The sequence below is a fragment of the Mesorhizobium sp. B2-4-12 genome (assembly GCF_006441575.1).
Classification (GTDB): domain Bacteria; phylum Pseudomonadota; class Alphaproteobacteria; order Rhizobiales; family Rhizobiaceae; genus Mesorhizobium.
On record NZ_VFVC01000020.1, the window covers coordinates 1 to 23,845 of the forward strand.

Consider the following 23,845-nt stretch of genomic DNA (forward strand, 5'->3'; position numbering starts at 1 on the left):
CCCCGGAAGTCAGCGCCGCCCCTCATCCGCCTGCCGGCACCTTCTCCCCGTATAGGGACGGGGGGAAGGGCGCTGATCGCGACGCCGGAACCCCTTTTGCTGATACCGAAGAAGAAGCCTCGACGCTGACGCCCCCCTCTCCCCGTACTTCACGTGGAGAGGGTAAGGGTGAGGCGCAGCGCCAACCTGCGGAAAATTCCGCACCGACCGCCGAAGCTTCGCCGACGATTCCGGCGCCACCAGCGGAAATCGTGCCCCCCCTTCGGCAACCATCCCCGGTCGAAGTACAGCCGGTCATTGCCGAGATCGCGCCGGAACCTCAGTCTGTCCCACAACCCCTGCCGGAACCGAAACCCGCCCAGGGAAAGGTAACCGTCTCCAAAAAGGTCGAGCAGAAGGCCGAGCCGGCGAAAGCGCCCGAGGCGGCGCCGCGGCGGTCCTGGTTCCAGCGCATGCGGGACGGGCTTGCCCGCTCGTCGCGTGAACTCACCGGCAACATCGCTGGCGTCTTCACCCGGCGCAAGCTGGACGAGGACACGCTGCAGGATTTGGAGGATGTGCTGATCCGCGCCGACCTCGGCATGGAAACGGCGCTGCGCGTCACCGATGCGCTGGCTTCCAGCCGTTACGGCAAGGATGTCTCCGACACCGAAGTCCGCGCCATCATGGCGGCCGAGGTCGAAAAGGTGCTGACACCTGTCGCCATGCCGCTGGAGCTCGATCTCTCGCACAAGCCGCATGTCGTCCTGGTGGTCGGCGTCAACGGCACCGGCAAGACCACCACCATCGGCAAGCTGGCGGCGAAACTGACCGATGGCGGCCTGTCGGTGATGCTGGCCGCCGGCGACACGTTCCGCGCCGCGGCCATCGAGCAGCTGAAGATCTGGGGCGAGCGGACGAAATCGCCGGTGATCGCCTCGAAACTTGGCGCCGACGCCGCCGGCCTCGCCTATGACGCCTTCGAGAAGGCCAAGGAGGCGGGTTCAGACGTGCTGATCATCGACACCGCCGGCCGCCTACAGAACAAAACCGAACTGATGGCCGAGTTGGAAAAGATCGTGCGCGTGCTGGGCAAGCTCGACCCCGAGGCGCCACACACGGTGCTGCAGACGGTCGATGCCACCACCGGCCAGAACGCGCTCAACCAGGTCGAGATCTTCCGCAATGTCGCCGGCGTCAACGGCCTGGTGATGACCAAGCTGGACGGCACGGCGCGCGGCGGTATTCTGGTGGCGATCGCGGCAAAGCACAAATTGCCGGTCTATTTCATCGGCGTCGGCGAACAGGTCGAGGACCTCGAGCCTTTCTCGGCAAGCGAATTCGCCAGGGCGATCGCCGGAGTGGCCTAAACAAGCATGCCCCAAAAAGTTGCAGGCTTTTTGGGCCAGACCATGCATAAGAAAGAGATTCCATGAACCCACCTATCCTCGAGCGCGATCCCTCCGATCCGCAGAAAGAGAAGAAGGAAGGCGTCAATCCCGTGCTCAAGCTGGTGCTTGAGCTCGGGCCGCTGATGGTCTTCTTCTTCGCCAATGCGCGTGGCGAATGGCTGACGCAGAAATTTCCGGTGCTGGCCGAATTCGGCGGGCCGATCTTTGTCGCCACCGGCTTGTTCATGGCGGCAACCGTCATCGCCCTTGCCGTCTCGTGGCTGCTCACCCGCACCTTGCCAATCATGCCGATGGTGTCGGGCGTCGTCGTCCTCATCTTCGGCGCGCTGACGCTCTACCTGCAGGACGACATCTTCATCAAGATGAAGCCGACCATCGTCAACACGCTGTTCGGCGGCGTGCTGCTCGGCGGCCTGTTCTTCGGCAAGTCGCTGCTCGGCTATGTCTTCGATTCGGCGTTCCGGCTCGATGCCGAAGGCTGGCGGAAACTGACCTTCCGCTGGGGCCTGTTCTTCCTGTTCCTGGCCATCGTCAATGAAGTTGTCTGGCGCAACTTTTCCACCGACGCCTGGGTTACCTTCAAGGTCTGGGGGATCATGCCGATCACGCTCCTGTTCACCTTCAGCCAGATGCCGCTGATCCTGCGCCATTCGCTGGACGACAAGGCAGGCGGCGAGGAGAAGGCCGGCAAATAGGGAGTAAAGGCATGGAATTCGTCACCACGCGCGAAGAGCTGCGGACGATCTACAAGACGCCGCGCCCCACCGACGGTTCCATCCGCAAGGAATTGAAGACCCTCGACGGCCACTGCCGCTCCTTCATCGGCAAGAGCCCCTTCGTGCTGATCGGCTCCTCCGACGGCGAAGGCAATTCCGACGTGACGCCGAAGGGCGACAAGCCCGGTTTCGCCGCCATTCTCGACGACCGCACCATCGCCATCCCCGACCGGCCCGGCAACAACCGGCTGGACACGCTGGAAAACATCCTGCGCAATCCTTCGGTCGGCCTGCTCTTCCTCATCCCCGGCATGAACGAGACGCTGCGCGTCAATGGCGATGCCCGCATCACCGTGGATGCCACCTTGCGCGAGCGCCTTGCCGTTAACGGAAAGGAACCGCAAAGCGTCATCGTGGTGTCAGTCAAGGCCACCTACATGCATTGCGCCAAGGCTTTCATGCGCTCCGATCTGTGGAAGCCGGAGAGCTGGTACGACCGCGCCATGCTGCCGACGCTCGGCCAGATCCTGCGTGACCAGCTGGCGCTCGCCGACTCCGCCGAGGCGACTGACCGCTGGCTGGACGACGATTACCGGCGGACCATGTGGTAGGCTCGGACGGACACGATTCGTCCGAACCGGCCTTCTTCACCGTGCTCAACATCATCGCCATCTCCGGCAGCCTGCGCGCCGCCTCGACCAATTCGGCCCTGGTGGCGGCCTTGGCCGCCAACGCGCCTGCGGACTGCCGCGTCCAGCTTTATGACGGCCTCGGCCGGCTGCCGATCTTCAATCCCGACGACGAAGGCGAGCGCACGCCTTCCGAAGCGGCACGCTTGATCGAGATGATCACCCGCGCGGACGGTGTCATCATCTCGTGCCCGGGAATATGCCCATGGCGTTCCGGGCGGGCTGAAGAACGCGCTCGACTGGCTGGTGTCGGGCGAGGCCGCCATCGACAAGCCGGCGATGCTGGTGCACGCCTCGCCGCGCTCGCTCTATGCGCGCGCCGCATTGGCCGAGATCATGCGCACCATGTCGTTCGCGCTTTACGATGGCGGGCTTGAGATTGCCTTGCTGGGGAAGAAGTCGCCGGAGGTGGAGAATATTCTCACGGAACCGGCGAACCGGCTGGTCATGCACGATGCGGTTGCGGCTTTTGCGGAGTTTATCGGGACGCGTTGAGCGTGTTGGCCACTATCCTTCGTTTGCGATCCTTCGCGCCCGCCTCTGCCCTACCGGGCATCTCCCCCACTTGGGGGGAGATTGGCAGTTCCGCCGCCGGCTTCCTCTCGTAACGTTGATTATTGGCGAAAGCGGTAGCGGCATCAGATCTCCCCCCATGTGGGGGAGATGTCCGGCAGGACAGAGGGGGGCGCTGTCCCGCCGGCCCCTCACAATGTCCGCGTAGCAGCCTTAGTCGGGTTAGCCCTTGCGCAGCGTTTCGACATCGGTCTTGCCGACATACCAGTCGCGGGCATTGACCTCCTCAAAAACCACCCAGACATCGTCATTGCCGAGGCCGGTGGCGTCCATGATGGCGGCCGTGACCTTCCTGGCGATCTCAGCCTTCTTGCCGGCCGGATCGGCGGCGATCACTTCCTTGACGATGCGGATGTTGACGAATGGCATGACGTCCTCCCCTTGGATTCTGCCGGTCGCCGCCCGGCAAGTGTTTCGAAGCTCGCTCCGGCAAACCGCAGCGCGGGGGTTGCAGTACCCGTGGCGCGGCGAGCGCATCAGATAGGCGCAGAAACGCCAGCAGAGGCCGCCAGAGAAAAGTTTCCAGTAGCCTCAATAGGTCTTGGCCCCATTGACCATCAGCCGCACCGAATAGAGCGAGGTGGTGCCGGCGATGTAGAGACAATTCAGCTTGGCGCCGCCGAACACGCAATTGGCGGTCACTTCGGGCACCTTGACCTTACCGATCAGTGTCCCGTCCGGATCGTAGCAATGGATGCCGTCGGCCGCGCTCGTCCAGATGCGCCCGTCCGCGTCGAGCCGGAAGCCGTCGAACAGGCCGGCGGTGCAGTCGGCGAAGACCTTGCCGCCCGAAACCTTCTTGCCGTGCTTGCCGACGTTGAACACGCGCATATGCGCCGGGTTCTCAGCGCCATGCGTGCGGCCGGTATCGACGACATAGAGCAGGCTTTCGTCTAGCGAGAAGGCGAGGCCATTCGGCCTGACCATGTCGGTGATGACGGCCTCGACCTCGCCAGTCTCGGGATCGACACGGTAGACATGGCAGGCGCCGATCTCGCTCTCGGCCTTGTCGCCCTCATAGTCGGTGTCGATGCCATAGCTCGGGTCGGTGAACCAGATCGAGCCGTCGGATTTCACCACCACGTCGTTGGGCGAGTTCAGCCGCTTGCCCTTCCATTTGGCGGCAATCGTGGTGACCGAGCCGTCATGCTCGGTGCGGCTGACACGGCGGCCCGAATGCTCGCAGGTGACCAGCCGGCCTTGCCGGTCGACGGTGTTGCCGTTGGAATTGCCGGAGGGCTGGCGGAAGACGCTGACGCTGCCATCCGTCTCGTCGTAGCGCAGCATGCGGTTGTTCGGGATGTCCGACCAGACGACGTAGCGGCCGGCGGCGAACCAGGCCGGCCCTTCCGCCCAGCGGCATCCGGTGAACAGCTTCTCCACCTGCGCGCTGCCATTGAACAGGCGCGCGAAGCGCGGATCGAGAACTTCATAATAGTCTGAGGCCGCCATGCATTTCCTCCCGGCATCACGTGACGTCGGATCAAGCCAGCCCGCGATCGATATGGCAAGCCGTGGATTTCGCATTTGTAAGACAAAACGGATTGGGCCAGCCTTTCGCGCCGGCGGTCCGATGTGCGGAAGGACGCTTTAGAACGCCATTAACCGGCTATGCGCTCCGCGCAATGGTGCATTGCAAGATCTTCTTTTTGCAGCGCACCATTCCTATGTCATGCTGCGTATCGATCAAGGGAGGAAGAACCAGCCGCGACAAACGCGGCATAGAAGGAACCTTGACATGATCTTCAACGATCTCATGACCCGCGCTCGCACCAGCATCGCCAAGCGCAAGCAGTACAACCGCCTCGTCGCCGAAATCGACAGCTTCTCCAGCCGCGACCTGGCCGACATGCGCGCCGACCGCAGCGAGATGCTGTACCAGATCCACAAGCAGATCTACGGCTAGTATTCGGTCGGCCAATCACGTTCGTCATCCTTGGGCGTAGCGACGCGAAGCGGAGCGAAGACCCAAGGATCCATGCCGTGATTTTCGAGAGTTACCGCGGTGCAGGGCTCGTACGCGTTTCGGACCGCCGCACTTCTAACGAATGTCACGGAATGGATTCTAGGGTCTGCGCCGCGTCGCTTCGCTTCTTGCTTCGCCCTAGAATGACGACCGAAGGGCCGCCTCAACCCGGCGCCGCCAGTGCCTTTTCGATCTGCGGCAGCAGGAGATCCCTCGCCGACTCCGCCGTCAGCGGACCGACATGCTTGTAGGCAATCTTGCCGTCCTTGCCGATGACAAAGGTTTCCGGCACGCCATAGACCCCCCAGTCGATCGCCGTGCGGCCCGCCTCGTCGACGCCGATCGCCTGGAATGGATTGCCGAGGTCGCCGAGGAAGCGGCGGGCGTTTTCCGGCCGGTCCTTGTAATTCAGCGCCGCCATGGTGAAGCGCTTGTCCTGCGCCAGCGCCAGCAGCACCGGATGCTCTTCCCGGCACGGCGCGCACCAGGAGGCAAACACGTTCACCAGCGTGACCTTGCCGGCGAAGGCCTTCGAATCGAGCCCCGGCAGGTTCGACCCTGCCAGCGCCGGCAGGCTGGTTTGCGGCGCCGGCAGCCCGATCAGCGCCGAGGGCACTTCCGAAATATCGCGTCCCGACAGCAGCTGCCACAGGAACAGTCCCGCCAGGCCGAGGAAGACCAGCAGCGGCAAAAATACGAACAGGCCCCGACGGGGGGGCGGTGTTTCGCTTTCACTGCTCATGGCTTCGGTGTCCCGGCCTTGTCGGAACGGCGTCGCACGCCGGCGGCTTCGAGTTCGGCGAGTTCGCGCTTGCGCGCCCGCTGGTCGAGCAGGATCCAGCCGATCAATCCGGCCAGCACCACGGCGGTGATCGCATAGGCCGCGGTGACATAGAGTGCATGCGCGCTCATGCCGGCCGCTCCATCGACGTCCTTCTTTCCGACCGGATCGTTTCACCTCGCTCGATCATGCTTTTCCCTTAACGGCCTGCCCGTGGCTTCGCAATCGGCTGCCGCGCCGCAGTCCCAAACCTGCATGGTCGCCGCCCCGCCGCCTTGATGTCGCGCAAAACCCTGGCCGAGGTCACTCAATCCGTACCATGGCGCAAGGCCAACGCCGCCGAGACCGGCCCCAGCACGGCAAGAAACAGCGTCAGCGCGGCAAGAATGAGAAAGGGTTGCAGGAACGGGTCGGGACTGGCCGTCGCGCCGTAGCTCGCCGAAACGCCGAAGATCAGCACCGGGATGGTCAGCGGCAGCACCAGCACCGAGATCAGCAGCCCCCCACGTGGCAGCGCCACTGCCACGGCCGCCCCCGCGGCGCCGATGAAGGTGATCGCCGGCGTGCCTACCAGCAGGGTGAGCGCCGTGGCGCCGATTGCCAGCGGCTCCATGTTCATGAACAGGCCGAGCAGGGGGGCTGCGACGACCAGCGGCAGCACGCTTCCCGCCCAATGCGCCAGGCACTTCACCAGCACGGTGAGCGCCAGCATGTGCCGGTCGTTGCCGAGCACCAGCAGGTCGAGCGAACCGTCCTCGCGGTCGGCCTGGAACAGCCGGTCGAGCCCGAGCAGGCAGGACAGCAGCGCCCCGATCCAAAGGATCGCCGGGCCGATGCGGGAAAGCAGCTTCAGGTCCGGGCCGACACCAAAGGGAATGGTGGCGATGACGGCAAGGAAGAAGATGACGCCGGTCAGCGCCCCGCCGCCGGCGCGGATCGAAAGGCGAATGTCGCGCAGGAAGAGGGACCACATTTACACTGCGGCCTTTTGTTTAGGTGGGAGTTCCTTCGCCCCCCCCTCTGGACAGAGGGGGGCGCCGTAGAGGGCAGACATCAGCCGGCCTCCCCCATCCGCAGCGCCTTTGCCCCCTCGATCCCCAGCGGCAGATGCGTTGCCGCCACGACAATCCGTCCGTCTCCCAGATGTTTGCGCATCAGCCCCGCGAACCGCTCCTCCGAAGCCTTGTCCAGCCCCGCCGTCGGCTCATCGAGCAGCCACAACGGTCGATGGCTGACCAGCAGCTTCGCGATCGCCGCGCGGCGCCGCTGCCCCGTCGAGAGATAGCCGAACGGCAGATGGCCGATGCCACCCAGCCCGACCGTTTCCAGCGCCTCTTCAACGCCGGTATCTCCACTGCCATTGAACTCCCGCCAGAAGCGCAGATTCTCGGCCACGCTGAGCGCCGTCTTCATCGCGTTCTGATGGCCGAGATAATGGCAGGCCGAAGCGATCGACGGGAACGCCTCGCCGCCGCCCTCGAGCAGCAGATCGCCCTCGGCCTTCGGCAGCAGCCCGGCGATGATCCGGAGCAGGGTTGATTTGCCGGCGCCGTTCGGTCCGGTGACGACCAGCGCCTGGCCCTGGTCGAGCGTAAAGCCAATGCCGGAGAAAACCGATTCGCCGCCGCGTTCGCCGCCCAGATTTTCGGCGATAAGCCGCATCCCTCGCCTGCCCTGAAAACAATGTTTCGCGAGCGCTGCCGCATCGCACAAATTTGCTCCGCAACTGTCTAGAACTATTCCAGAAAATTCTCTATATGCGGTGCATCCGTGCCAGCGGTCGGCGCGGGAACAGAATTTGCGCCGAAACCAGCGCACGCGCCGCCTTGAACGGCTCGGGTTGCTTGGGAACGGACAGCGGAAATGGCCGTACCCGCACCTTTGCGCGTGATTGCATGCCATCGGCGTCCGTTCCCTTTCAGGCTGAACAGACAAGGACGGATCGCACGTGTCAAAATCCCTCGATAGTTTCAATTGCCGCCGCACGCTGACCGCGGGTGGGGTGGAGTATGCCTACTTCGATCTCGTCGAGGCCGAGAAGAACGGTCTCACGGGCATCGCCCAGCTGCCTTATTCGATGAAGGTGCTGCTGGAGAACCTCTTGCGCAACGAGGATGGCCGCTCCGTCACCAAGGACAGCATCCAGGCGGTCGCCGGCTGGCTGACTGACAAGGGCACCGCCGGCGTCGAGATCGCCTATCGCCCGGCCCGCGTGCTGATGCAGGATTTTACCGGCGTTCCGGCCGTGGTCGACCTTGCCGCCATGCGCGACGCCATGGCCTCGCTCGGCGGCGACCCGCAGAAGATCAACCCGCTGGTGCCGGTCGACCTCGTCATCGACCATTCCGTCATCGTCGACGAGTTCGGCACGCCGATGGCCTTCGCCCGCAATGTCGAGCTCGAATATGAGCGCAACGAGGAACGCTACAAGTTCCTCAAATGGGGCCAGCAGGCATTCCGCAATTTCCGCGTCGTGCCGCCCGGCACCGGCATCTGCCACCAGGTCAACCTCGAATATCTCGGCCAGGTGGTATGGACCAACACCGAGGATGGCGAAACGACAGCCTATCCCGACACCTGCGTCGGCACCGATTCGCACACCACCATGATCAACGGCCTTGGCGTGCTCGGCTGGGGTGTCGGCGGCATCGAGGCCGAGGCGGCCATGCTCGGCCAGCCCGTTTCCATGCTTTTGCCGGAAGTCATCGGCTTTCGCCTCACCGGCAAGCTCAAGGAGGGCGTCACCGCCACCGACCTCGTGCTCACCGTCACCCAGATGCTGCGCAAGAAGGGCGTCGTCGGCAAGTTCGTCGAGTTCTTCGGCCCCGGACTCTCCAACATGACGCTGGCCGACCGCGCCACCATCGGCAACATGGCGCCCGAATACGGCGCCACCTGCGGTTTCTTCCCGGTCGACAGCGAGACAATCCGCTACCTCACAATGTCCGGCCGCGAGGAAAGCCGCATCGCGCTGGTCGAGGCCTATTCCAAGGCGCAAGGCATGTGGCGCGAGGCAGGCTCCGCCGACCCCGTCTTCACCGACCTGCTCGAACTTGATCTCGGCGATGTCGTGCCGTCGATGGCCGGCCCCAAGCGCCCCGAAGGCCGTGTCGCGCTCGAAGGCATTCCGGCCGGCTTCGCCAAGGCGATGGACACCGAATACAGGAAGGCGGCGGAAATTTCCAAGCGCTACGCCGTCGAAGGCACCGATCATGATCTCGGCCATGGCGACGTCGTCATCGCCGCCATCACGTCGTGCACCAACACCTCGAACCCGAGCGTGCTGATCGGCGCTGGGCTGCTCGCCCGCAACGCCAACCGCCTTGGCCTCAAGCAGAAGCCGTGGGTGAAGACCTCGCTGGCGCCCGGCAGCCAGGTGGTCGCCGAATATCTGGAGAAATCCGGCCTGCAGAAGGAACTCGACCAGATCGGCTTCAACCTGGTCGGCTTCGGCTGCACCACCTGCATCGGCAATTCCGGCCCGCTGCCGGCGCCGATCTCCAGGACCATCAACGATAAAGGTTTGATTGCTGCCGCGGTCTTGTCCGGCAACCGCAACTTCGAAGGCCGCGTCTCGCCCGACGTGCAGGCCAACTACCTCGCCTCGCCGCCGCTGGTCGTTGCCCACGCCTTGGCTGGAACCGTCACCAAGGACCTGACGTCAGAGCCGCTTGGCGAGGACAGCAACGGCAATCCGGTCTACCTCAAGGACATCTGGCCGAGCTCGGCCGAGATCCAGGAGTTCATCGAAAAGAACGTCACCCGCGAGCTGTTCGCCCGCAAATATGCCGACGTCTTCAAGGGCGACGAATACTGGCAGAACGTCAAGGCGCCGGAAGGCCAGACCTATGCCTGGGACGACAATTCGACCTATGTGCAGAACCCGCCCTATTTCGCCGGCATGACATCAGGCTTCGGCAAGATCGGCGACATCAAGGGGGCTCGCATCCTCGGCCTGTTCGGCGACAAGATCACCACCGACCACATCTCGCCGGCAGGTTCGATCAAGGCGGCGTCGCCGGCCGGCAAGTACCTCACCGACCATGGCGTCGGCGTTGCCGACTTCAACCAGTATGGCACGCGGCGCGGCAACCATGAGGTGATGATGCGCGGCACCTTCGCCAACATCCGCATCCGCAACCACATGCTGGGCGAGAATGGCCGCGAGGGCGGCTACACCATCCACTACCCGTCGAAGGAAGAGGAATCGATCTATGACGCGGCGATGGAGTACAAGAAGGAAGGCGTGCCGCTGGTCATCTTCGCCGGCGTCGAATACGGCAACGGCTCGTCGCGTGACTGGGCGGCCAAGGGAACGAATCTCCTTGGCGTCCGGGCGGTCATCGCCCAGTCCTTCGAGCGCATCCATCGCTCGAACCTGGTCGGCATGGGCGTCATTCCCTTCGTCTTCGAGGACGGCACCTCCTGGGCGTCGCTCAACCTGAAGGGCGACGAGCTCGTCGAGATCGACGGCCTGAACGCGATCAAGCCGCGCCAGACGATGAACGCCAAGGTCACCTATGGCGATGGCACGGTGAAGAACGTGCCGATCGTCTGCCGCATCGATACGCTGGATGAGCTCGACTACTTCAAGAACGGCGGCATCCTGCAATACGTGCTGCGCGATCTCGCCGCCTGAGGCAGCAAGGGAATAGGGCAGTAGGGAAGCAACACCTACTGCCCTACTGCCCTACTGCCCTACTGCCCTACTGCCCTACTGCCCGGCAATAAAAGCCAGGCCGCTCAAAGCATTAGCGGCTCGGCCCAAGTTACTGACCAGTTCGCCCGCAATAGAGGTCGTCGGGGATCAGGAGAGTTTGCCACATGGTGGTGATGCCACCCCCAAATCGAACCGCGTCGTGAAATGCAGTGCCGCTCCTATCGCCGCCTTATCTGCGGCTGCGATGCAAAAAATTTCACCGCAACGTGACTTCCCGTTGACTTGCGCTTCTGCCACATATTTCCGCAAATCAGAACAAAGCCGGCATCACCGGCGGGAATTGGAATGGTCATGGCCTGGCGAAGATCACTGTGGCTGGCAGCCCTTGCGCTGGCCTTCTCGGCGTTTGCCGGTTCGGGCCACGCGGGCGAGTCCGAGAGGGTCCAGGCCGAAAAATCCCAGCCCGACAAGCCGCTCGGCGTGGTCGAACTGTTCACCAGCCAAGGCTGCAGTTCCTGTCCGCCAGCCGACGCATTCTTCGCCGAACTTGCCAACAAGGAAGACATTGTCGCGCTCGCCTATCACGTCGACTATTGGGATTATCTCGGCTGGAAGGACACGCTGAGCCAAAAGGAAAACACCGAGCGGCAGAATGACTACATGCGCGCCTTCGGCAGCCGGTCCGTCTACACGCCACAGGCGGTCATCAACGGCCGCATCCACGTCAACGGCGCTAACCGCAGCGAGGTCAATGGCGCGCTCGCCCGCATGGCCAGGGGTGGCGAAGGCATTCGGGTCCCTGTCAAGGTCAGTCGGACCAGCGACCGTGTGATCATCGACGCCGGCGACGCCGGCGCCGGCCCCAGCGATGCTCATGTCGTCATCGTCTATTTCGAGCCTCCGCAGACGATCAAGATCGCCCAGGGCGAGAACACCGGCCGCAAGATGACCTATTGGAACGCGGTCACCGACATCCAGACGGCGGGCATGTGGCACGGCAAGGCGCAACGCTATGAATTGCCGCTGAGCGAGGTTTCCAAGAAGGGCGGTTGCGCCGTGCTGCTGCAGTCCGTCGGCAAGGACGGCATGCCGGGGCCTATCCTGGGTGCCGCCTTCATTCACAAGCCCTGACGGCCGTAGCGAGCGGTTCATCGGTTCACGAAAACGTTGAACCTATCGCTTCTTCAAACGCAATTCTGGACGGAAGACCGTTTCACATTTCCTGGAATTGCTTTGCTGACTGCAACAGGATGTCTGAGCTGTCCGGGAGACCGGCTGGCACGCCAAACCGCAGGCATAAAAAACCGACGTCAGCTTGCTTCTGACGCCGGTCATTCAGGTATTTGGGATCGTCGCACCCGATTTCTCCAAGAGAAAAACCGAGGTTGGTTCGATCCGACGCAGACCCGTGGGCGGGGGGCTTGGGGTTTACGAGTCGGTGCCGGACCGAACCGTCTCAGGCAACGCCGGTAAATTCGTCGGACATTGGGGCATGAGCGCGGATAAAAAAAGGCAGAAATGTGGCGAGGCATCACCAATTCCAACAGGACGCATTACAAAAGTGACTGGACGTGTCCAAAAAGGCGCACCCCCGCCTCTCCTCGTCGGCTCTTGCAATTGTAACGCGAAGGGGCCAACTTTGGTTGGCAAAGATTCATTTTGAAGGATCGAGGCATGACTGATGATAGCGGCGGGACGGGGGATGGTGACGCATCCGCAATATTGATCCCGCTGCACGAGGCGCGACGTGACCGCCTCGACCAGCCGGTGCGCTTCGACCGGCGGGAACTGGACCAGATCCTCAGGCTCTACGGGCGCATGGTCGCCGCCAATGAATGGCGCGACTACGCCATCGATCATTTGACCGACAGAGCCGTGTTTTCCGTCTTCCGCCGCGCCAGCGAAGTGCCGCTCTTCCAGATCGTCAAGAATCCGAAACTGGCGCGCAAGCAGGGTGCCTTCGCCGTCATCGCGGCGGGCGGGCGCATCCTCAAACGCGGCCAGGAGCTTGGCCGCGTGCTCGGCGTCTTCGATGGCAAGCTGAAGCTGGTGCAGGCCTAGAGCAATTCCAGGAAAAGTGCGCAGCGGTTTTTGCGTCCGGAATTGCGTAAAGAACTCAATCCCTTATTTCTGCTGCTGAAATCGACGCTCCGGCAGGGAAGCCGGATCAGGCGGCAGTGACGCTCCACCATTCAGTGGCAATTGCATGAACACCGTGTCCAGCCAACGCCCGTGCTTGTAGCCGGAACCGTCGAGGCGGCCTGAATGGCGGAAGCCGAGCTTTTCGTGCAGCTTGACCGAGGCGCTGTCGGCATGGCCGTCGCCGATCACCGCGACGATCTGGCGGAAGCCCGCTGCCTCGACCGCCGCGATCAGGCTTTGCATCAGCTTGAGGCCGACGCCCTGGCCCTTGGCATCGGGCGCGATATAGACCGAATCCTCGACGATGAAGCGATAGGCCGGGCGCGGCCGGAAGGGACCGGCATAGGCATAGGCGAGCACGAGGCCAGCTTTTTCCGCCACCAGATAGGGGAAGCCGCCGGCCGCGAGCGTTTCGAATCGCGCACCCATCTCGGCGCGGCCGGGCGGCTCCAACTCGTAACTCGCCGTGCCGTTGGTTACTGCGTCGGCATAGATTTCGGTGACGGCGTCGAGGTCGGCTGCGGTCGCCGGCCGAATCACGATAATGCTCATTTTTTATGCAAGCCTTTCATCTGCCTTCAATAACAGCAAAGACCGGCACAAAAGGAAAGGGCGGCCGTTGGGCCGCCCTTCCGCAAGTCGATGGTCCAGTGAGACCGCGGACGAAGCCTTAGCGGCGGTCGCCCATGAACTGCAGCAGGAACATGAACAGGTTGATGAAGTCGAGGTAGAGTCTCAACGCGCCCATGATCGCCTTGCGGCCGGCGACATCGGAAGCGTCACCTTCGAAATACATCTCCTTGATGTTCTGCGTGTCATAGGCGGTGAGGCCGGCGAAGACCAGCACGCCGATCGCCGAAACGGCGAAGGACAGCGCCGACGACTGCAGGAAGATATTGATCACCGACGCGATGATGATGCCGAACACGCCCATGATCAGGAACGAGCCCATCGCCGTCAGGTCGCGCTTGGTCGTGTAACCGTACAGCGACAGCGCGCCGAAGGCCGCGGCGGTGGCGAAGAAGGTCTGCGAGATGCTTGCCGCGGTGTAGACCAGGAAGATCGAAGACAGCGACAGGCCGACCAGGCCGGCATAGACCCAGAATGTGGTCTGCGCCGCCGAAACGCTCATCGACTGGACGCGGAACGACAGGAAGAACACGGCGGCAAGCGGCGCCAGTATCACCACCCAGCGCAGCGGCGAACCGAAGATCGCGTAGCCGAACGAGGTCAGCATCTCGCCGCTCGGCAGCGTGGCGACAGCCGAGGCCGGATCGGTCGTGGTCGCCAGCATGATCGTGCCGACGGCGGCAAGGCCGGTGATGAGGAGACCAAGCCCCATCAAATTGTAGACCTTGATCATGTAGGCGCGCAGGCCCTGGTCGATATCGACGGCGGCGCCGGGCACGGCGCGCGTCTGATAATTGCGAATGGGATCAGCCATTGTAGTCCTCTATTGCTTCTGCCCCGTCCGGTGTCGGGCCCTGCCGGATATACATCCGCCCAACCCAGGCGCCGCTGGCGGGGCTCCAGCATGCCTGTGGCGAAATATGATGGTTATTCGCGTCGAGAACAAGACCGTAACGGCGTGTAACGGTTCGTGAGAGGACGAAATCCAGCTCCATCAGTGCCTTCAGGCGGCATTCTTACCAAGATTTAACCCGAGACAGGGCGCTCCGACCGGCGAATCAGAGATTGCGCAGCACGGGTGCCGCCTTGTGGCCGAGCACACGCCAGGTGCCGGCGAGGCCGATGCCGACGGTGATGAAGAGCGAAAACAGGATGGTCGCCACCGCCACCTCGGGCATGAAATGCGATGGCAATGTCATGATGCGGGCGACGATGTACCAGGCCGCGATGCCGCCGGCCGCCAGCGCGAATACCGCCGTGGCCAATCCGACTAGCATGTACTCCAGGGAGAATGCCGTGATCAGCGTTCTCCTGGTGGCGCCCAGCGTCTTCAGCACCACCGCATCGTGGATGCGCGCCCGGTTGCCGGCGGCGAGCGCGCCGGCCAGCACCAGCACCGAGGCGATCAGCGCCACGCCGGCCGCCGCCCGGATCGCCGTGCCGAGCTGGCCGACCAGCCGGTTGACGACTTCGAGAGCGTCCTTGACGCGCACCGTGGTCACCGCCGGGAAGGCACGGGTGACGGCATTGAGGATGCGGGCATCGTCGGCCGTGGTGGCGCTCTTTTCGGTCAGCGTCGCCATCCAGCCATGCGGCGCGCCGGCGAAGGTGTTGGGCGAGAACACCATGACGAAATTGATGCCCATCGTCTCCCATTCGATCTGGCGGAAATTGGCGATCCTGGCCGTGACATTGCGGCCGAGCACATTAACGGTGATAGTGCCGCCGAGCTTCAGCCCGATCTCCTTGCCCTCCCGCGCCGAAAACGAGACCAGCGGCTCGCCGGCATAATCGTCCGGCCACCAATTGCCCTCGGTCAGCGTCGCGTTTTCCGGCTGCCTGGCGTCGTAGGTCAGGCCGCGATCACCTTTCAGCACCCACGCGCCTTCAGCCGGGACCTTGACCTTGTCGACATCGACACCGTTGAGCGCCATCATCCGCCCGCGCAGCATCGGCACCTTGACCAGCGTCCCCCGTGGCGCCTCCTTGCCGATCAGCGCGGAGAACGCGTCGACATCGCTGCCCTGGATATCGACGAAGAAGAAGTTCGGCGCCCGCTCCGGCAGGCTGCCGGAGATCTGCTGCCGCAGATTGCCGTCGATCAGCGCCAGCGTCACCAGCAGCGTCAGCCCAAGCCCCAATGACAGCACCACCGACGGCGTCAGCGCACCTGGCCTGTGGATGTTGCCCACGGCGAGCCGGAGCGCCACGAAGCGCACCCGCGGGCTTTTCCTTGCCGCCCATTGCACCAGCCCGCCGACCAGGCGCAGCACCAGGAAGGCGAAGATGGTGGCGCCGACGAAGATCGAGGCGATGCGCCGGTCGCCGGAGAACAGGATGGCGAGCGCCGCCAGCAGCAGCGCGATGCCGATGGCCGACGCGACATAAATGGGGCGCGGAAAGCCGCGGCCCTCCAGGCCCATCTCCCGGAACAGCGCGGTTGCCGGCACGTCGCGGGCGCGCCCGAGCGGCAAAAGCGCGAAGGCCAGCGTCACCAGCAGCCCGAACAGCGCCGCCATGGCGAGCGCGCCGGGGTAGAAGCCGCCTTGCGCCGGCACCGGAATGACGGACTGCAACGCGGCGCTTGCCACGAACGGCATCAGCGCCCCGAGCACCAGGCCGGCGGCGATGCCGAGTGCCGCGATAATCAGGATCTGCACGAGATAGACGGCAAAGACGAAGCCGCCGGAAGCGCCCAGGCTCTTGAAAGTCGCGATGACGCCGCGCTTGCCGTCGAGATAGGCGCGCACCGCATTGGCGACGCCGACACCGCCGACAACAAGCGCCGTCAGCCCGACCAGCGTCAGGAATTGCGAGAAGCGCTCGATGTTGGACGACAGCGCGGGCGCCGCGTTGCCGCGCGTGCGGATCGACCAGCCGGCCTCGGGGAAATCCTTGGCGGCTTGGTCCTGGATGGCCTTGAGCCGCGCCTCGTCGGCATCGGCGGGCAACCGGATCTTGTAGGCATTTTCGACCAGGCTGCCCGGCTGGACCAACCCGGTGGCCGCCAGGGCCTCGGTCGAGATCATCAGCCTTGGCGCGAAGCCGAAACCGTCGGACACGGCGTCCGGCTCGGTCACCAGCCTGGCGCGCAGTTCGAAGGTGGCGGTGCCAAGCTTCAGCCGGTCACCAGGCTTGAGATGCAGCCGTTCGAACAGCAGATCGGGTGCGGCCGCGCCAAAGACGCCGAATTCTTCGCCGAAAAGTTCATGCTTCGTCAGCTTCGGTTCGGTTTCCAGCGCGCCATAGAGCGGATAGGCATCGTCGACCGCCTTGGCCTCGACCAGCGCCTGGTCGGAGCCATCGGCCAGACGCGCCATCGAGCGCGTGCTCGCGGTGCGCGAGACGACACCCAGCCCGTCGAGGAAGCCGCGCTCCGCCTGGCTGGCGTCGCGCTGGTTGATCTGGAAGCGGAGGTCGCCGCCAAGCAGCGTCTGCCCCTGGTTGGCGACACCGGCGGTGATGGAGCGGGCCACCGAATTGACGCCGCCGATCGCCGCGACGCCGAGTGCGATGCAGGCGAGGAAGATCAGGAAGCCGGACAGGCCGCCGCGCATCTCGCGCAGCGAGAAGCGGACGGCAAGCTTCAATGTCCGCGCCAATGGCATCAGGCGGTGACCTTCAACGGCGCCGACGCCTCGATCCGCCCGGAGCGCATCGAAACCTGGCGCGAGCAGCGCGCCGCCAGCGCCGGATCATGGGTGACCAACACCAGCGTCATGCCACGTTCGGCCGCCTTGGCGAATAGAAGGTCGGCGACCTGCCGCCCCGTCGCCTGGTCGAGATTGCCGGTCGGCTCGTCGGCGATGAGGATGCGTGGGGAAGGCGCCAGCGCCCGGGCGATCGCCACGCGCTGCTGTTCGCCGCCCGACAATTCGCCGGGGTAATGGGTGACGCGGTCGCTCAGGCCCACCGCCGCCAGTTCCCGTTCCGCCACCGAAAACGGATCGGCATGGCCAGCCAGCTCCAGTGGCACGGCGACGTTTTCCAACGCCGTCATATTAGGGATAAGATGGAAGGACTGGAACACGATGCCAATGTTTCGACCACGAAACGAAGCGACCTGATCCTCGCTCCTGCCGTTGAGGAGCTCGCCAGCGATTCGTATCGTGCCCGAATCGACCCTTTCCAGACCCGCCATCACCATCAGGAGAGTCGACTTGCCGGAGCCCGAAGGGCCAACGATGCCGGTCGCCTCGCCATGCGCCATCTCGAGGCTGACGCCTTTCAGTACATGGACCGACGAAGCGCCTTCGCCGAGCGTCAGCGATACGTCTTTCAGCGCGATGACCGCTTCTGTCAAAATGAAAGCGTCCTATATGGAGGATGAGGGCTTTGCTTACCGGAAGCCGTCGCCCGAAAGAGTCTCTTGGTCATATGGGGCCTGACGCATGTCTTTCAAACGCCGATTTGCCGCAGGCCTGATCCTTTTCCTTGCCATTTGCGGCGCCATTTCGTCGGCGCGGGCCGAGCCATTCAAGATCGTCGGCTTCGGTGACAGCCTGATGGCGGGTTTCGGCCTCGGACCCGGCGATGGATTTACCGACAAGCTGCAGACAGCGCTACGCGCCAAGGGCCATGACGTCTCCGTTGCCAATGCCGGTGTCTCCGGCGATACGTCGAGCGGCGGGCTGGCGCGGCTCGACTGGTCGGTGCCGGACGGCACGCAACTGGTCGTCCTCGAACTCGGCGCCAACGACATGCTGCGCGGCATCTCGCCCGACATCACCAGGAAGAACCTGGACGAGATGCTGGGCAAGCTGAAACAGCGCAAGATTGCCGTGCTGCTCGCCGGCATGCGCGCCGCGCCCAATCTCGGCGCGGATTACCAAAGCGCCTTCGACGCCGTCTTTCCGGACCTGGCGAAGAAATACGATGTCCCGCTCTACCCGTTCTTCCTCGACGGTGTCGCCGGCCAGCCCGCTTTGCAGCTCGAGGACGGCCTGCATCCGAACGCAAAGGGGGTCGACCTGATGGTCGAGCGCATCCTGCCGACGGTCGAGAAGGCCATCACGGCGGCGCCGGGAGGTGCATGAAAACCGAGAAAACTGCCTTCCCTTAGGGAAACTTTTAGCAAAGCCTGTGACCAATATACCTCTTGCTCCGTTTGACTATCGATGATTCGCTATGGGTGACAGTTCGATTCGAGGAAGGGAGGCTCTTCATGCCGCGTCTTTTCACCGCCCTCGAAATTCCGCGTGATGCTGCCCTTTCGCTGTCCCTGCTCCGGGGCGGCTTGCCCGGGGCCCGCTGGATCGATGTCGAAAACTACCATTTGACGCTGCGCTTCATTGGCGATGTCCAGGGCCATGTCGCCGACGAGATCGCCAATGCGCTCGACCGGGTCCATCGCCCCTCCTTCTCGCTGACCTTGTCCGGCGTCGGCGCCTTCGGCCAGAAGAAGCCGCATGCCGTGTGGGCCGGCGCCGTCCCCTCGCCCGATCTCAACGCCCTCCAGGGCGAGATCGAGCGCATCTGCCAGCGGCTCGGCATTCCCGCCGATCCGCGCAAGTTCATGCCGCATGTGACTTTGGCGCGCTTGCGCAATTCAAGCCCGCTGGATGTCGCCCAATATCTCTCGGCGCGCGGCAATTTCTCGACGCTGCCGTTCCGCATCAGCCGCTTCGTCCTGATGTCGTCACGCGATTCGGTCGGCGGCGGCCCCTATATCGTCGAGGAGGCATGGCCCTTGTCGGGCGGTGATTCCCGCGCCGCCAGCCGCGTCGCCAGCGCCTCCGACGCCTCGCGGATCATGCGGTAGACCTCGGCGAAAGCCTCCTGCCCGTCATAGTAGGGATCCGGCACGTCGCGCGCCTTGCCTTGTGCAAACTCGAGGAACAGATGCACCCGGTCGCGCATGGCGGCGGGCGCCAGTGCCCTGATGCCGGCGACATTCGAATGGTCCATGCCGAGGATCAGGTCGAAGCAGTGAAAATCCCGCGACGTGATCTTGCGCGCCAGCTGCCCGGAAATGTCGATGCCGTGATGCGCCGCGATCGCCATCGCGCGCGGATCCGCCGAGCCGACCTCCCAGCTGCTGGTCGCCGCCGAATCGAGCAGCATGTCCCGCGCCAGTCCGCGCTCCGTCCATACGGCCTGAAAGACGCCCTCGGCCAACGGTGAGCGGCAGATATTGCCAAGGCACACGAAGAGAATGGATTTTATGGGCTTTGCGCTCATCGATCCCAGGCTGTTCTATCCAGGTCGTTTCCTAAAACCGCAACCCACTTTGGGCGACATGCCTGCTTGTGCATGTCGTTTTCCCAAAACCGCAACGCACTTTTGGGCGACATGCCTGCTTTGTGCATGTCGTTTTCCCAAAACCGCAACGCACTTTTGGGCGACATGCAGTATGGTGAGGGTCGTTTTTGCAAATAGCATGGGAACCGAACATGACGAGAGAAAAACTGTCCAACGATGCCATCACCGAAGCCTTGGCCGGGCTCGCCGGCTGGACGCTGGCCCCGGACGGCGCTTCTATCAAGCGCAGCTTCGTCTTCGGCAATTTCTCCGAAGCCTTCGCCTTCATGACCCGCGTCGCGCTGGCGGCCGAGAAGATGGATCATCATCCGGACTGGTCGAATGTCTACAAGACGGTCGACGTGACCTTGAATACCCATGATGCCGGCGGTGTAACCGCGCTGGACATCGAGCTGGCAAAGAAGATGAACCGCTTCGCCGGCGGCTGAACAGCTTCGCTTCCTGTCCGCGATCCGGCGAGACAGCCAAATTGGCGCCGGCATCTTGCAGGGGGGTTGGGCTTTCACCACATCTTCCCGCGCGGACATGCGCCAGGAAGCGCATCGGCCAGCAAGGAGATGTTGATGGCGCAAGAATCCGGTTTTGATTTCTTCGGCTTTGGCGACAAGCTTGGCGGCGAAGGCGAAGTGCGCGAGAAGTTCTGGCGCACGGCCAAGAAAGCCGCACGGCAGATCCCGTTCATGGAGGACGTCGTCGCGGCCTATTACTGCGCCATGGACAAGAACACGCCGCTGCGTGCCAAGGGCATATTGGTGGCGGCGCTTGGCTATTTCGTCCTGCCAGTGGACCTGATCCCGGACTTCATCGTCGGGCTCGGCTTCACCGACGACATCGCCGTGCTGACCGCCGCGATCACCGCCGTCAGCGCCCATATCACGCCGGCGCATCGCCAGGCCGCCAAGGATGCCATCGCCGATAGGAGCTGAGCCGGTGCAATGTAAGGCGTGGACGAGGCTCTGCCCCGCGGCCGGTCAAACCCACCGCCGCACCCGCGCCTTGTAGGCACGATACGCATCGCCGAATTTCCGCTCTAGATAGCGCTCTTCCCGCGCGATGACGCCGGTATTGATCACCCACAGCAACGGGACGATCAGCCCGATGACCCAAAAACTTCCCGCCGCGACGCCCAGGCCCAAATAGACGAGGGTCGCTCCCAGATAAAATGGGTTCCTGGTCCGCCGGTAGATGCCGTCGATGACCAGCGCCGTTGTCGGCAGTGTCGGCGGAATATTGGTGCCAGCGGCGCGAAAGCGCCCCGCCGCCATGAAGATGATGACGAAGCCGCACGCCGCGAGCACGGCCCCGCCCAGATAGCGGGTGGGCGACGGCGCGGCCAGGACCGGGAGAGGAATGACCGCCTCGAGGACCGCTGCCGCCGCCAGGAAGCCGAGAAAGATCAAAGGTGGCAGCGTGATGACCCCCGCCACGTCGGGCGCGCCCGATCCGCCTGCAGCCTCCCGATCACCCGATCGCGGCGCCGCCGCGGCGCCACCGGCCACCGCCCGAATGGCAACACGAATGCCGAACACGACCAACAGGACAACAGTGCCACCCACCAGGATCAGGACTGTCCCGGATATGGCCATGACTGAAATCTCCCATACGCTACCAATGAGGGCGCCCAGGCCGAGCGCCTCAGAAACGAAAGCGGGCATCTTAGCGGCTGGAGGGAAATTCGTCACGTGTCCCGGAAGTCAGGGTGGCTGCCGGACCTGGCTTGAAAAGTCAAACTCTTGCCGCTTTCGTGGCCTCCAAGTCGCCAAAGGGACGCCGTGCCGGCAGCTGACAAGGCGGCGGTGCGGAAATGGCGGCGGTTTCCTGGGGGTGTGGGTCCTTTTCTCAAAGGAAGTTCACCGTTTGGTAACCCAGATTAAATCAAAATGAAGCGACGGCAGGACGCAAGGCGGCCCGCCTCCGCACCATTTGGAATACGGGAAAGACGATGCGCGGATTGACAGCTATAGTTTCGAGCCTGGTCCTGGTGGCCTTTGCAGCGCCGGCGCTGGCGCAGCAGGCGACCAAGATCGGCCAGCACAATGCCTGGGGCACCTACAGCTACCAGGCATCGGGGGGCAAGGTCTGCTACGTGCTCACCGTGCCGACCGACAAGCAGCCGCCGACGCTCGACCACGGCGACATGTTCTTCTTCGTCAGTCAGCGGCCCGGCCAGCAGGTGTCCTACGAACCGCAGTTCATTGCCGGCTACAATTTCCAGGAAGGCTCCAAGGCTACCGTCACCATCGACAAGAAGTCCTTCTCGATGTTCACGCGCGGCAAGTCGGCCTGGGTCGAAAACGCCGCCGAGGAACCGGTGCTGATCGCCGCCATGAAGACCGGCACCGACATGAAGGTGACGGCGAAGTCCGGCCGCGGCAACCCCACCTCCTATGTCTTCTCACTGAAGGGCATTTCGGCTGCGCTGTCGTCGATCGCCAAGTGCAAGTAACAAGTGCAAGTAAGCAAAAGCCGCGTTTGAAACCGAAGGCCGGGCCGCAAGCTCGGCCTTTTGCTTTGCATATGTCTCTCAGCCCCCGGAAACCGGCGCGGCTTCCGCCCGCCGCCGCCGGATCGCCTCGGCGATGAACACCCGCGACAGCGCGTGGTAGAGCGGCTCGTGCGAGATCATGCGCGCCATGCCGTAGCCCAGCATCGAGGCCAGCATCAGCGCGATGACATTGTCGTGATTGCCGGTCATCTCCAGGATGATGACGAAGGCCGTCATCGGCGCCTGCACGACGCCGGCGAAATAGCCTGCCATGCCGAGCAGCGCCGCCGCGCCCGTGCTGGCGCCGAACAACAGGCCGAGCGAACTGCCAATGCCGGCGCCGACCGCCAGCGAAGGCGCGAAGATGCCGCCGGGAATGCCCGAAACCATCGACAGCAGCCCGGCCAGGAACTTTTCGGCAAAAAAGAACCATGGCAGCGGCGTGCCCTCGACGGCGCCGCGCGCCTGTGCGTAGCCGGTGCCGAAGGTGAGCCCGCCCGACGCAATGCCGATTGCCGCCACGGCAAGTCCGCATGCGGCGGCCACCAGCAGCGCGCGCCGCAAGGGCTGCTGCGTGTGCCAGCGCCGGATCCGCCGCGTCGTCTTCAGGGCCAGCAAGGAAAACAGCGCGCCAAAACCGCCGCCAATGACGCCGCAGGCGATCACCAGCGGCCAATCGGCGGCGAACGAGATCGTGTCCTTTGACACACCGAAATAGGTGTAGTTGCCAAGCAGGCCGAGCGAGGCGATGCCGGCCAGGATGACCGCCGTCAGCACCAGCCCGTTGGTGCGCGATTCATAAGTCCGGCCCATTTCCTCAATGGCGAAGACGATGCCGGCCAGCGGCGTGTTGAAGGCGGCGGCGATGCCGGCGGCCGAGCCGGCCAGGATCAGGCCGCGCGCCTGCGCCATGCCGCCCCAGCGCGCCGCCTGCAGCATCAGCGACGCCCCGACCTGCACGGTCGGGCCCTCGCGGCCGATCGAGGCACCACAGAACAGGCCGACGATGGTGAGTGCGATCTTTCCCGCTGCCAGCCGAAGCGACAGGAGATGCTCTCGATCCTCCTCGTCGCGCAAATGGCGCGCGGCGATCGCTTGCGGAATGCCGCTGCCTTGCGATCCGGGGAAGAAAGCGTAGGCAAGCCACGCGCTCAGCACGAAGCCCAGCGGCGTGATCACGAGCGGCAGGTAGAAGCGCCAGCCACCATCGGCGCCGATCATGACATGGAAAAGTTCCTGCGCCTTGTCGGCCAGCACCGCGAACAGCACGCTGATGACGCCGATCGACACCGCGCCGGCCCAGAACACCAGGCGCGGCTGCCACACGCGCCGCGAGCCCAACATCGCCCGCGACCGCCGCAGCATGGGATATTTTCGCGATGTGCCGGCCATGTCTGTCCTCTGGAAGGGTGGTTCCGACCTAACACAGCCGCGACCTGCGGGGCCAATCCTGCATAGGGAGCGATTCTTCCTTCTTTCCCCGTAAGGAAGGGCCTCGCGAAGAGTCGTCGGTAACGGACCGCATGAGCGCTGCGTCAGGTCGCCGCAGCC

The 23,845-nt window shown here is 63.9% G+C and carries 26 protein-coding genes and 1 pseudogene; 14 read left to right on the top strand and 13 right to left on the bottom strand.

From position 1 onward, the window contains the following. From ftsY to FJ934_RS13900, 5 genes and pseudogenes are all read left to right on the top strand, one after another. Positions 1–1,349 (top strand): signal recognition particle-docking protein FtsY (gene ftsY / locus FJ934_RS13885; protein ID WP_140610183.1); only part of this gene is annotated, 1,349 nt, incomplete at its 5' end. Positions 1,350–1,411: 62 nt separating this feature from the next. Then, positions 1,412–2,086 (top strand): septation protein A, encoded by a 675-nt coding sequence (locus FJ934_RS13890; RefSeq protein WP_140610184.1) that lies wholly within the window; start codon positions 1,412–1,414, stop codon positions 2,084–2,086. An 11-nt stretch (positions 2,087–2,097) separates the two neighbouring features. Continuing rightward, entirely contained in the window at positions 2,098–2,718 is a 621-nt protein-coding gene (locus tag FJ934_RS13895) for a pyridoxamine 5'-phosphate oxidase family protein (RefSeq protein ID WP_140610185.1), read from the top strand. Between the two features lie 101 nt (positions 2,719–2,819). Further along, a pseudogene (locus FJ934_RS28665) lies at positions 2,820–2,930 on the top strand (NAD(P)H-dependent oxidoreductase); the annotation flags it as partial. 40 nt (positions 2,931–2,970) lie between these two features. Continuing rightward, positions 2,971–3,291, top strand: coding sequence for an NAD(P)H-dependent oxidoreductase (locus FJ934_RS13900; protein ID WP_281407070.1), 321 nt, complete (start codon positions 2,971–2,973; stop codon positions 3,289–3,291). 240 nt (positions 3,292–3,531) lie between these two features. Here FJ934_RS13900 and FJ934_RS13910 read toward each other — a convergent pair whose 3' ends face one another. Then, a complete protein-coding gene (locus FJ934_RS13910) occupies positions 3,532–3,738 on the bottom strand; it encodes a 4-oxalocrotonate tautomerase family protein (protein ID WP_140610186.1) in 207 nt (68 codons plus the stop codon). A gap of 162 nt (positions 3,739–3,900) precedes the next feature. Continuing rightward, positions 3,901–4,821: an SMP-30/gluconolactonase/LRE family protein gene (locus FJ934_RS13915; protein WP_140610187.1), complete on the bottom strand. Its 921-nt coding sequence runs from the start codon at positions 4,819–4,821 to the stop codon at positions 3,901–3,903. 286 nt (positions 4,822–5,107) lie between these two features. On the opposite strand from FJ934_RS13915, the gene FJ934_RS13920 reads away from it, so the two are divergent. Then, positions 5,108–5,275 (top strand): hypothetical protein, encoded by a 168-nt coding sequence (locus FJ934_RS13920; protein WP_140610188.1) that lies wholly within the window; start codon positions 5,108–5,110, stop codon positions 5,273–5,275. Between the two features lie 223 nt (positions 5,276–5,498). On the opposite strand, the gene FJ934_RS13925 is transcribed toward FJ934_RS13920, so the two are convergent. The 4 genes from FJ934_RS13925 to ccmA form a co-directional block, all read right to left on the bottom strand. Next, positions 5,499–6,077: a DsbE family thiol:disulfide interchange protein gene (locus tag FJ934_RS13925; protein WP_140610189.1), complete on the bottom strand. Its 579-nt coding sequence runs from the start codon at positions 6,075–6,077 to the stop codon at positions 5,499–5,501. Continuing rightward, a complete protein-coding gene (ccmD, locus tag FJ934_RS13930) occupies positions 6,074–6,247 on the bottom strand; it encodes a heme exporter protein CcmD (RefSeq protein WP_140610190.1) in 174 nt (57 codons plus the stop codon). The genes FJ934_RS13925 and ccmD overlap by 4 nt, the downstream gene beginning before the upstream one ends. Positions 6,248–6,423: 176 nt before the next feature. Then, positions 6,424–7,089: a heme exporter protein CcmB gene (gene ccmB, locus FJ934_RS13935; protein ID WP_140610191.1), complete on the bottom strand. Its 666-nt coding sequence runs from the start codon at positions 7,087–7,089 to the stop codon at positions 6,424–6,426. 80 nt (positions 7,090–7,169) lie between these two features. Beyond that, on the bottom strand, positions 7,170–7,778 hold the full coding sequence (gene ccmA, locus FJ934_RS13940; protein WP_140610278.1) for a heme ABC exporter ATP-binding protein CcmA: 609 nt from the start codon (positions 7,776–7,778) through the stop codon (positions 7,170–7,172). A 286-nt stretch (positions 7,779–8,064) separates the two neighbouring features. On the opposite strand from ccmA, the gene acnA reads away from it, so the two are divergent. From acnA to FJ934_RS13955, 3 genes are all read left to right on the top strand, one after another. After that, on the top strand, positions 8,065–10,755 hold the full coding sequence (acnA, locus tag FJ934_RS13945) for an aconitate hydratase AcnA (protein ID WP_140610192.1): 2,691 nt from the start codon (positions 8,065–8,067) through the stop codon (positions 10,753–10,755). 366 nt (positions 10,756–11,121) lie between these two features. Beyond that, positions 11,122–11,907 (top strand): thioredoxin family protein, encoded by a 786-nt coding sequence (locus FJ934_RS13950; protein WP_140610193.1) that lies wholly within the window; start codon positions 11,122–11,124, stop codon positions 11,905–11,907. Positions 11,908–12,450: 543 nt separating this feature from the next. Continuing rightward, positions 12,451–12,837: a DUF2794 domain-containing protein gene (locus FJ934_RS13955; RefSeq protein ID WP_140610194.1), complete on the top strand. Its 387-nt coding sequence runs from the start codon at positions 12,451–12,453 to the stop codon at positions 12,835–12,837. A 63-nt stretch (positions 12,838–12,900) separates the two neighbouring features. Here FJ934_RS13955 and FJ934_RS13960 read toward each other — a convergent pair whose 3' ends face one another. The 4 genes from FJ934_RS13960 to FJ934_RS13975 form a co-directional block, all read right to left on the bottom strand. Further along, positions 12,901–13,470 (bottom strand): GNAT family N-acetyltransferase, encoded by a 570-nt coding sequence (locus FJ934_RS13960; RefSeq protein ID WP_140610195.1) that lies wholly within the window; start codon positions 13,468–13,470, stop codon positions 12,901–12,903. 118 nt (positions 13,471–13,588) lie between these two features. Further along, complete coding sequence (locus FJ934_RS13965; RefSeq protein ID WP_140610196.1) at positions 13,589–14,362, bottom strand: Bax inhibitor-1/YccA family protein; 774 nt, start codon at positions 14,360–14,362, stop codon at positions 13,589–13,591. 244 nt (positions 14,363–14,606) lie between these two features. Next, positions 14,607–17,156 carry an ABC transporter permease gene (locus FJ934_RS13970; RefSeq protein ID WP_140610197.1) on the bottom strand — a complete coding sequence of 850 codons (2,550 nt, stop codon included), beginning with the start codon at positions 17,154–17,156 and terminating at the stop codon, positions 14,607–14,609. After that, entirely contained in the window at positions 17,156–17,851 is a 696-nt protein-coding gene (locus FJ934_RS13975) for an ABC transporter ATP-binding protein (RefSeq protein WP_140610198.1), read from the bottom strand. The genes FJ934_RS13970 and FJ934_RS13975 overlap by 1 nt, the downstream gene beginning before the upstream one ends. Before the next feature lie 88 nt (positions 17,852–17,939). On the opposite strand from FJ934_RS13975, the gene FJ934_RS13980 reads away from it, so the two are divergent. Beyond that, the gene (locus FJ934_RS13980; protein ID WP_140610199.1) at positions 17,940–18,584 is read left to right on the top strand and encodes an arylesterase; all 645 of its coding nucleotides are present in this window, start codon (positions 17,940–17,942) and stop codon (positions 18,582–18,584) included. A gap of 128 nt (positions 18,585–18,712) precedes the next feature. Continuing rightward, on the top strand, positions 18,713–19,309 hold the full coding sequence (gene thpR / locus FJ934_RS13985; protein WP_140610200.1) for an RNA 2',3'-cyclic phosphodiesterase: 597 nt from the start codon (positions 18,713–18,715) through the stop codon (positions 19,307–19,309). Here the strand turns inward: thpR and FJ934_RS13990 are convergent. Further along, positions 19,213–19,728, bottom strand: coding sequence for a low molecular weight protein-tyrosine-phosphatase (locus FJ934_RS13990; protein WP_140610201.1), 516 nt, complete (start codon positions 19,726–19,728; stop codon positions 19,213–19,215). The genes thpR and FJ934_RS13990 overlap by 97 nt on opposite strands. Before the next feature lie 212 nt (positions 19,729–19,940). Here FJ934_RS13990 and FJ934_RS13995 point away from each other — a divergent pair, with 212 nt between their 5' ends. Further along, complete coding sequence (locus tag FJ934_RS13995; RefSeq protein WP_140610202.1) at positions 19,941–20,237, top strand: 4a-hydroxytetrahydrobiopterin dehydratase; 297 nt, start codon at positions 19,941–19,943, stop codon at positions 20,235–20,237. A 135-nt stretch (positions 20,238–20,372) separates the two neighbouring features. After that, positions 20,373–20,735, top strand: a complete 363-nt coding sequence (locus FJ934_RS14000; protein ID WP_140610203.1) for a YkvA family protein — start codon at positions 20,373–20,375, stop codon at positions 20,733–20,735. Between the two features lie 45 nt (positions 20,736–20,780). Here FJ934_RS14000 and FJ934_RS14005 read toward each other — a convergent pair whose 3' ends face one another. After that, positions 20,781–21,395: an isoprenylcysteine carboxylmethyltransferase family protein gene (locus tag FJ934_RS14005; protein WP_181165613.1), complete on the bottom strand. Its 615-nt coding sequence runs from the start codon at positions 21,393–21,395 to the stop codon at positions 20,781–20,783. Positions 21,396–21,751: 356 nt separating this feature from the next. On the opposite strand from FJ934_RS14005, the gene FJ934_RS14010 reads away from it, so the two are divergent. Beyond that, positions 21,752–22,255, top strand: coding sequence for an invasion associated locus B family protein (locus FJ934_RS14010; protein WP_140610205.1), 504 nt, complete (start codon positions 21,752–21,754; stop codon positions 22,253–22,255). Positions 22,256–22,333: 78 nt separating this feature from the next. Here the strand turns inward: FJ934_RS14010 and FJ934_RS14015 are convergent, their stop codons facing one another. After that, positions 22,334–23,686 carry a chloride channel protein gene (locus tag FJ934_RS14015; RefSeq protein ID WP_140610206.1) on the bottom strand — a complete coding sequence of 451 codons (1,353 nt, stop codon included), beginning with the start codon at positions 23,684–23,686 and terminating at the stop codon, positions 22,334–22,336. Between the last annotated feature and the right edge of the window lie 159 nt (positions 23,687–23,845).

Bases quoted from the DNA above. Each gene is read 5' to 3' on its own strand.
- FJ934_RS13890 (WP_140610184.1), top strand. From the start codon at position 1,412: ATGAACCCACCTATCCTCGAGCGCGATCCCTCCGATCCGCAGAAAGAG.
- FJ934_RS13895 (WP_140610185.1), top strand. From the start codon at position 2,098: ATGGAATTCGTCACCACGCGCGAAGAGCTGCGGACGATCTACAAGACG.
- FJ934_RS13910 (WP_140610186.1), bottom strand. From the start codon at position 3,738: ATGCCATTCGTCAACATCCGCATCGTCAAGGAAGTGATCGCCGCCGAT.
- FJ934_RS13915 (WP_140610187.1), bottom strand. From the start codon at position 4,821: ATGGCGGCCTCAGACTATTATGAAGTTCTCGATCCGCGCTTCGCGCGC.
- FJ934_RS13920 (WP_140610188.1), top strand. From the start codon at position 5,108: ATGATCTTCAACGATCTCATGACCCGCGCTCGCACCAGCATCGCCAAG.
- FJ934_RS13925 (WP_140610189.1), bottom strand. From the start codon at position 6,077: ATGAGCAGTGAAAGCGAAACACCGCCCCCCCGTCGGGGCCTGTTCGTA.
- ccmD (WP_140610190.1), bottom strand. From the start codon at position 6,247: ATGAGCGCGCATGCACTCTATGTCACCGCGGCCTATGCGATCACCGCC.
- ccmB (WP_140610191.1), bottom strand. From the start codon at position 7,089: ATGTGGTCCCTCTTCCTGCGCGACATTCGCCTTTCGATCCGCGCCGGC.
- ccmA (WP_140610278.1), bottom strand. From the start codon at position 7,778: ATGCGGCTTATCGCCGAAAATCTGGGCGGCGAACGCGGCGGCGAATCG.
- FJ934_RS13950 (WP_140610193.1), top strand. From the start codon at position 11,122: ATGGTCATGGCCTGGCGAAGATCACTGTGGCTGGCAGCCCTTGCGCTG.
- FJ934_RS13955 (WP_140610194.1), top strand. From the start codon at position 12,451: ATGACTGATGATAGCGGCGGGACGGGGGATGGTGACGCATCCGCAATA.
- FJ934_RS13960 (WP_140610195.1), bottom strand. From the start codon at position 13,470: ATGAGCATTATCGTGATTCGGCCGGCGACCGCAGCCGACCTCGACGCC.
- FJ934_RS13965 (WP_140610196.1), bottom strand. From the start codon at position 14,362: ATGGCTGATCCCATTCGCAATTATCAGACGCGCGCCGTGCCCGGCGCC.
- FJ934_RS13970 (WP_140610197.1), bottom strand. From the start codon at position 17,156: ATGCCATTGGCGCGGACATTGAAGCTTGCCGTCCGCTTCTCGCTGCGC.
- FJ934_RS13980 (WP_140610199.1), top strand. From the start codon at position 17,940: ATGTCTTTCAAACGCCGATTTGCCGCAGGCCTGATCCTTTTCCTTGCC.
- thpR (WP_140610200.1), top strand. From the start codon at position 18,713: ATGCCGCGTCTTTTCACCGCCCTCGAAATTCCGCGTGATGCTGCCCTT.
- FJ934_RS13990 (WP_140610201.1), bottom strand. From the start codon at position 19,728: ATGAGCGCAAAGCCCATAAAATCCATTCTCTTCGTGTGCCTTGGCAAT.
- FJ934_RS13995 (WP_140610202.1), top strand. From the start codon at position 19,941: ATGACGAGAGAAAAACTGTCCAACGATGCCATCACCGAAGCCTTGGCC.
- FJ934_RS14000 (WP_140610203.1), top strand. From the start codon at position 20,373: ATGGCGCAAGAATCCGGTTTTGATTTCTTCGGCTTTGGCGACAAGCTT.
- FJ934_RS14005 (WP_181165613.1), bottom strand. From the start codon at position 21,395: ATGGCCATATCCGGGACAGTCCTGATCCTGGTGGGTGGCACTGTTGTC.
- FJ934_RS14010 (WP_140610205.1), top strand. From the start codon at position 21,752: ATGCGCGGATTGACAGCTATAGTTTCGAGCCTGGTCCTGGTGGCCTTT.
- FJ934_RS14015 (WP_140610206.1), bottom strand. From the start codon at position 23,686: ATGGCCGGCACATCGCGAAAATATCCCATGCTGCGGCGGTCGCGGGCG.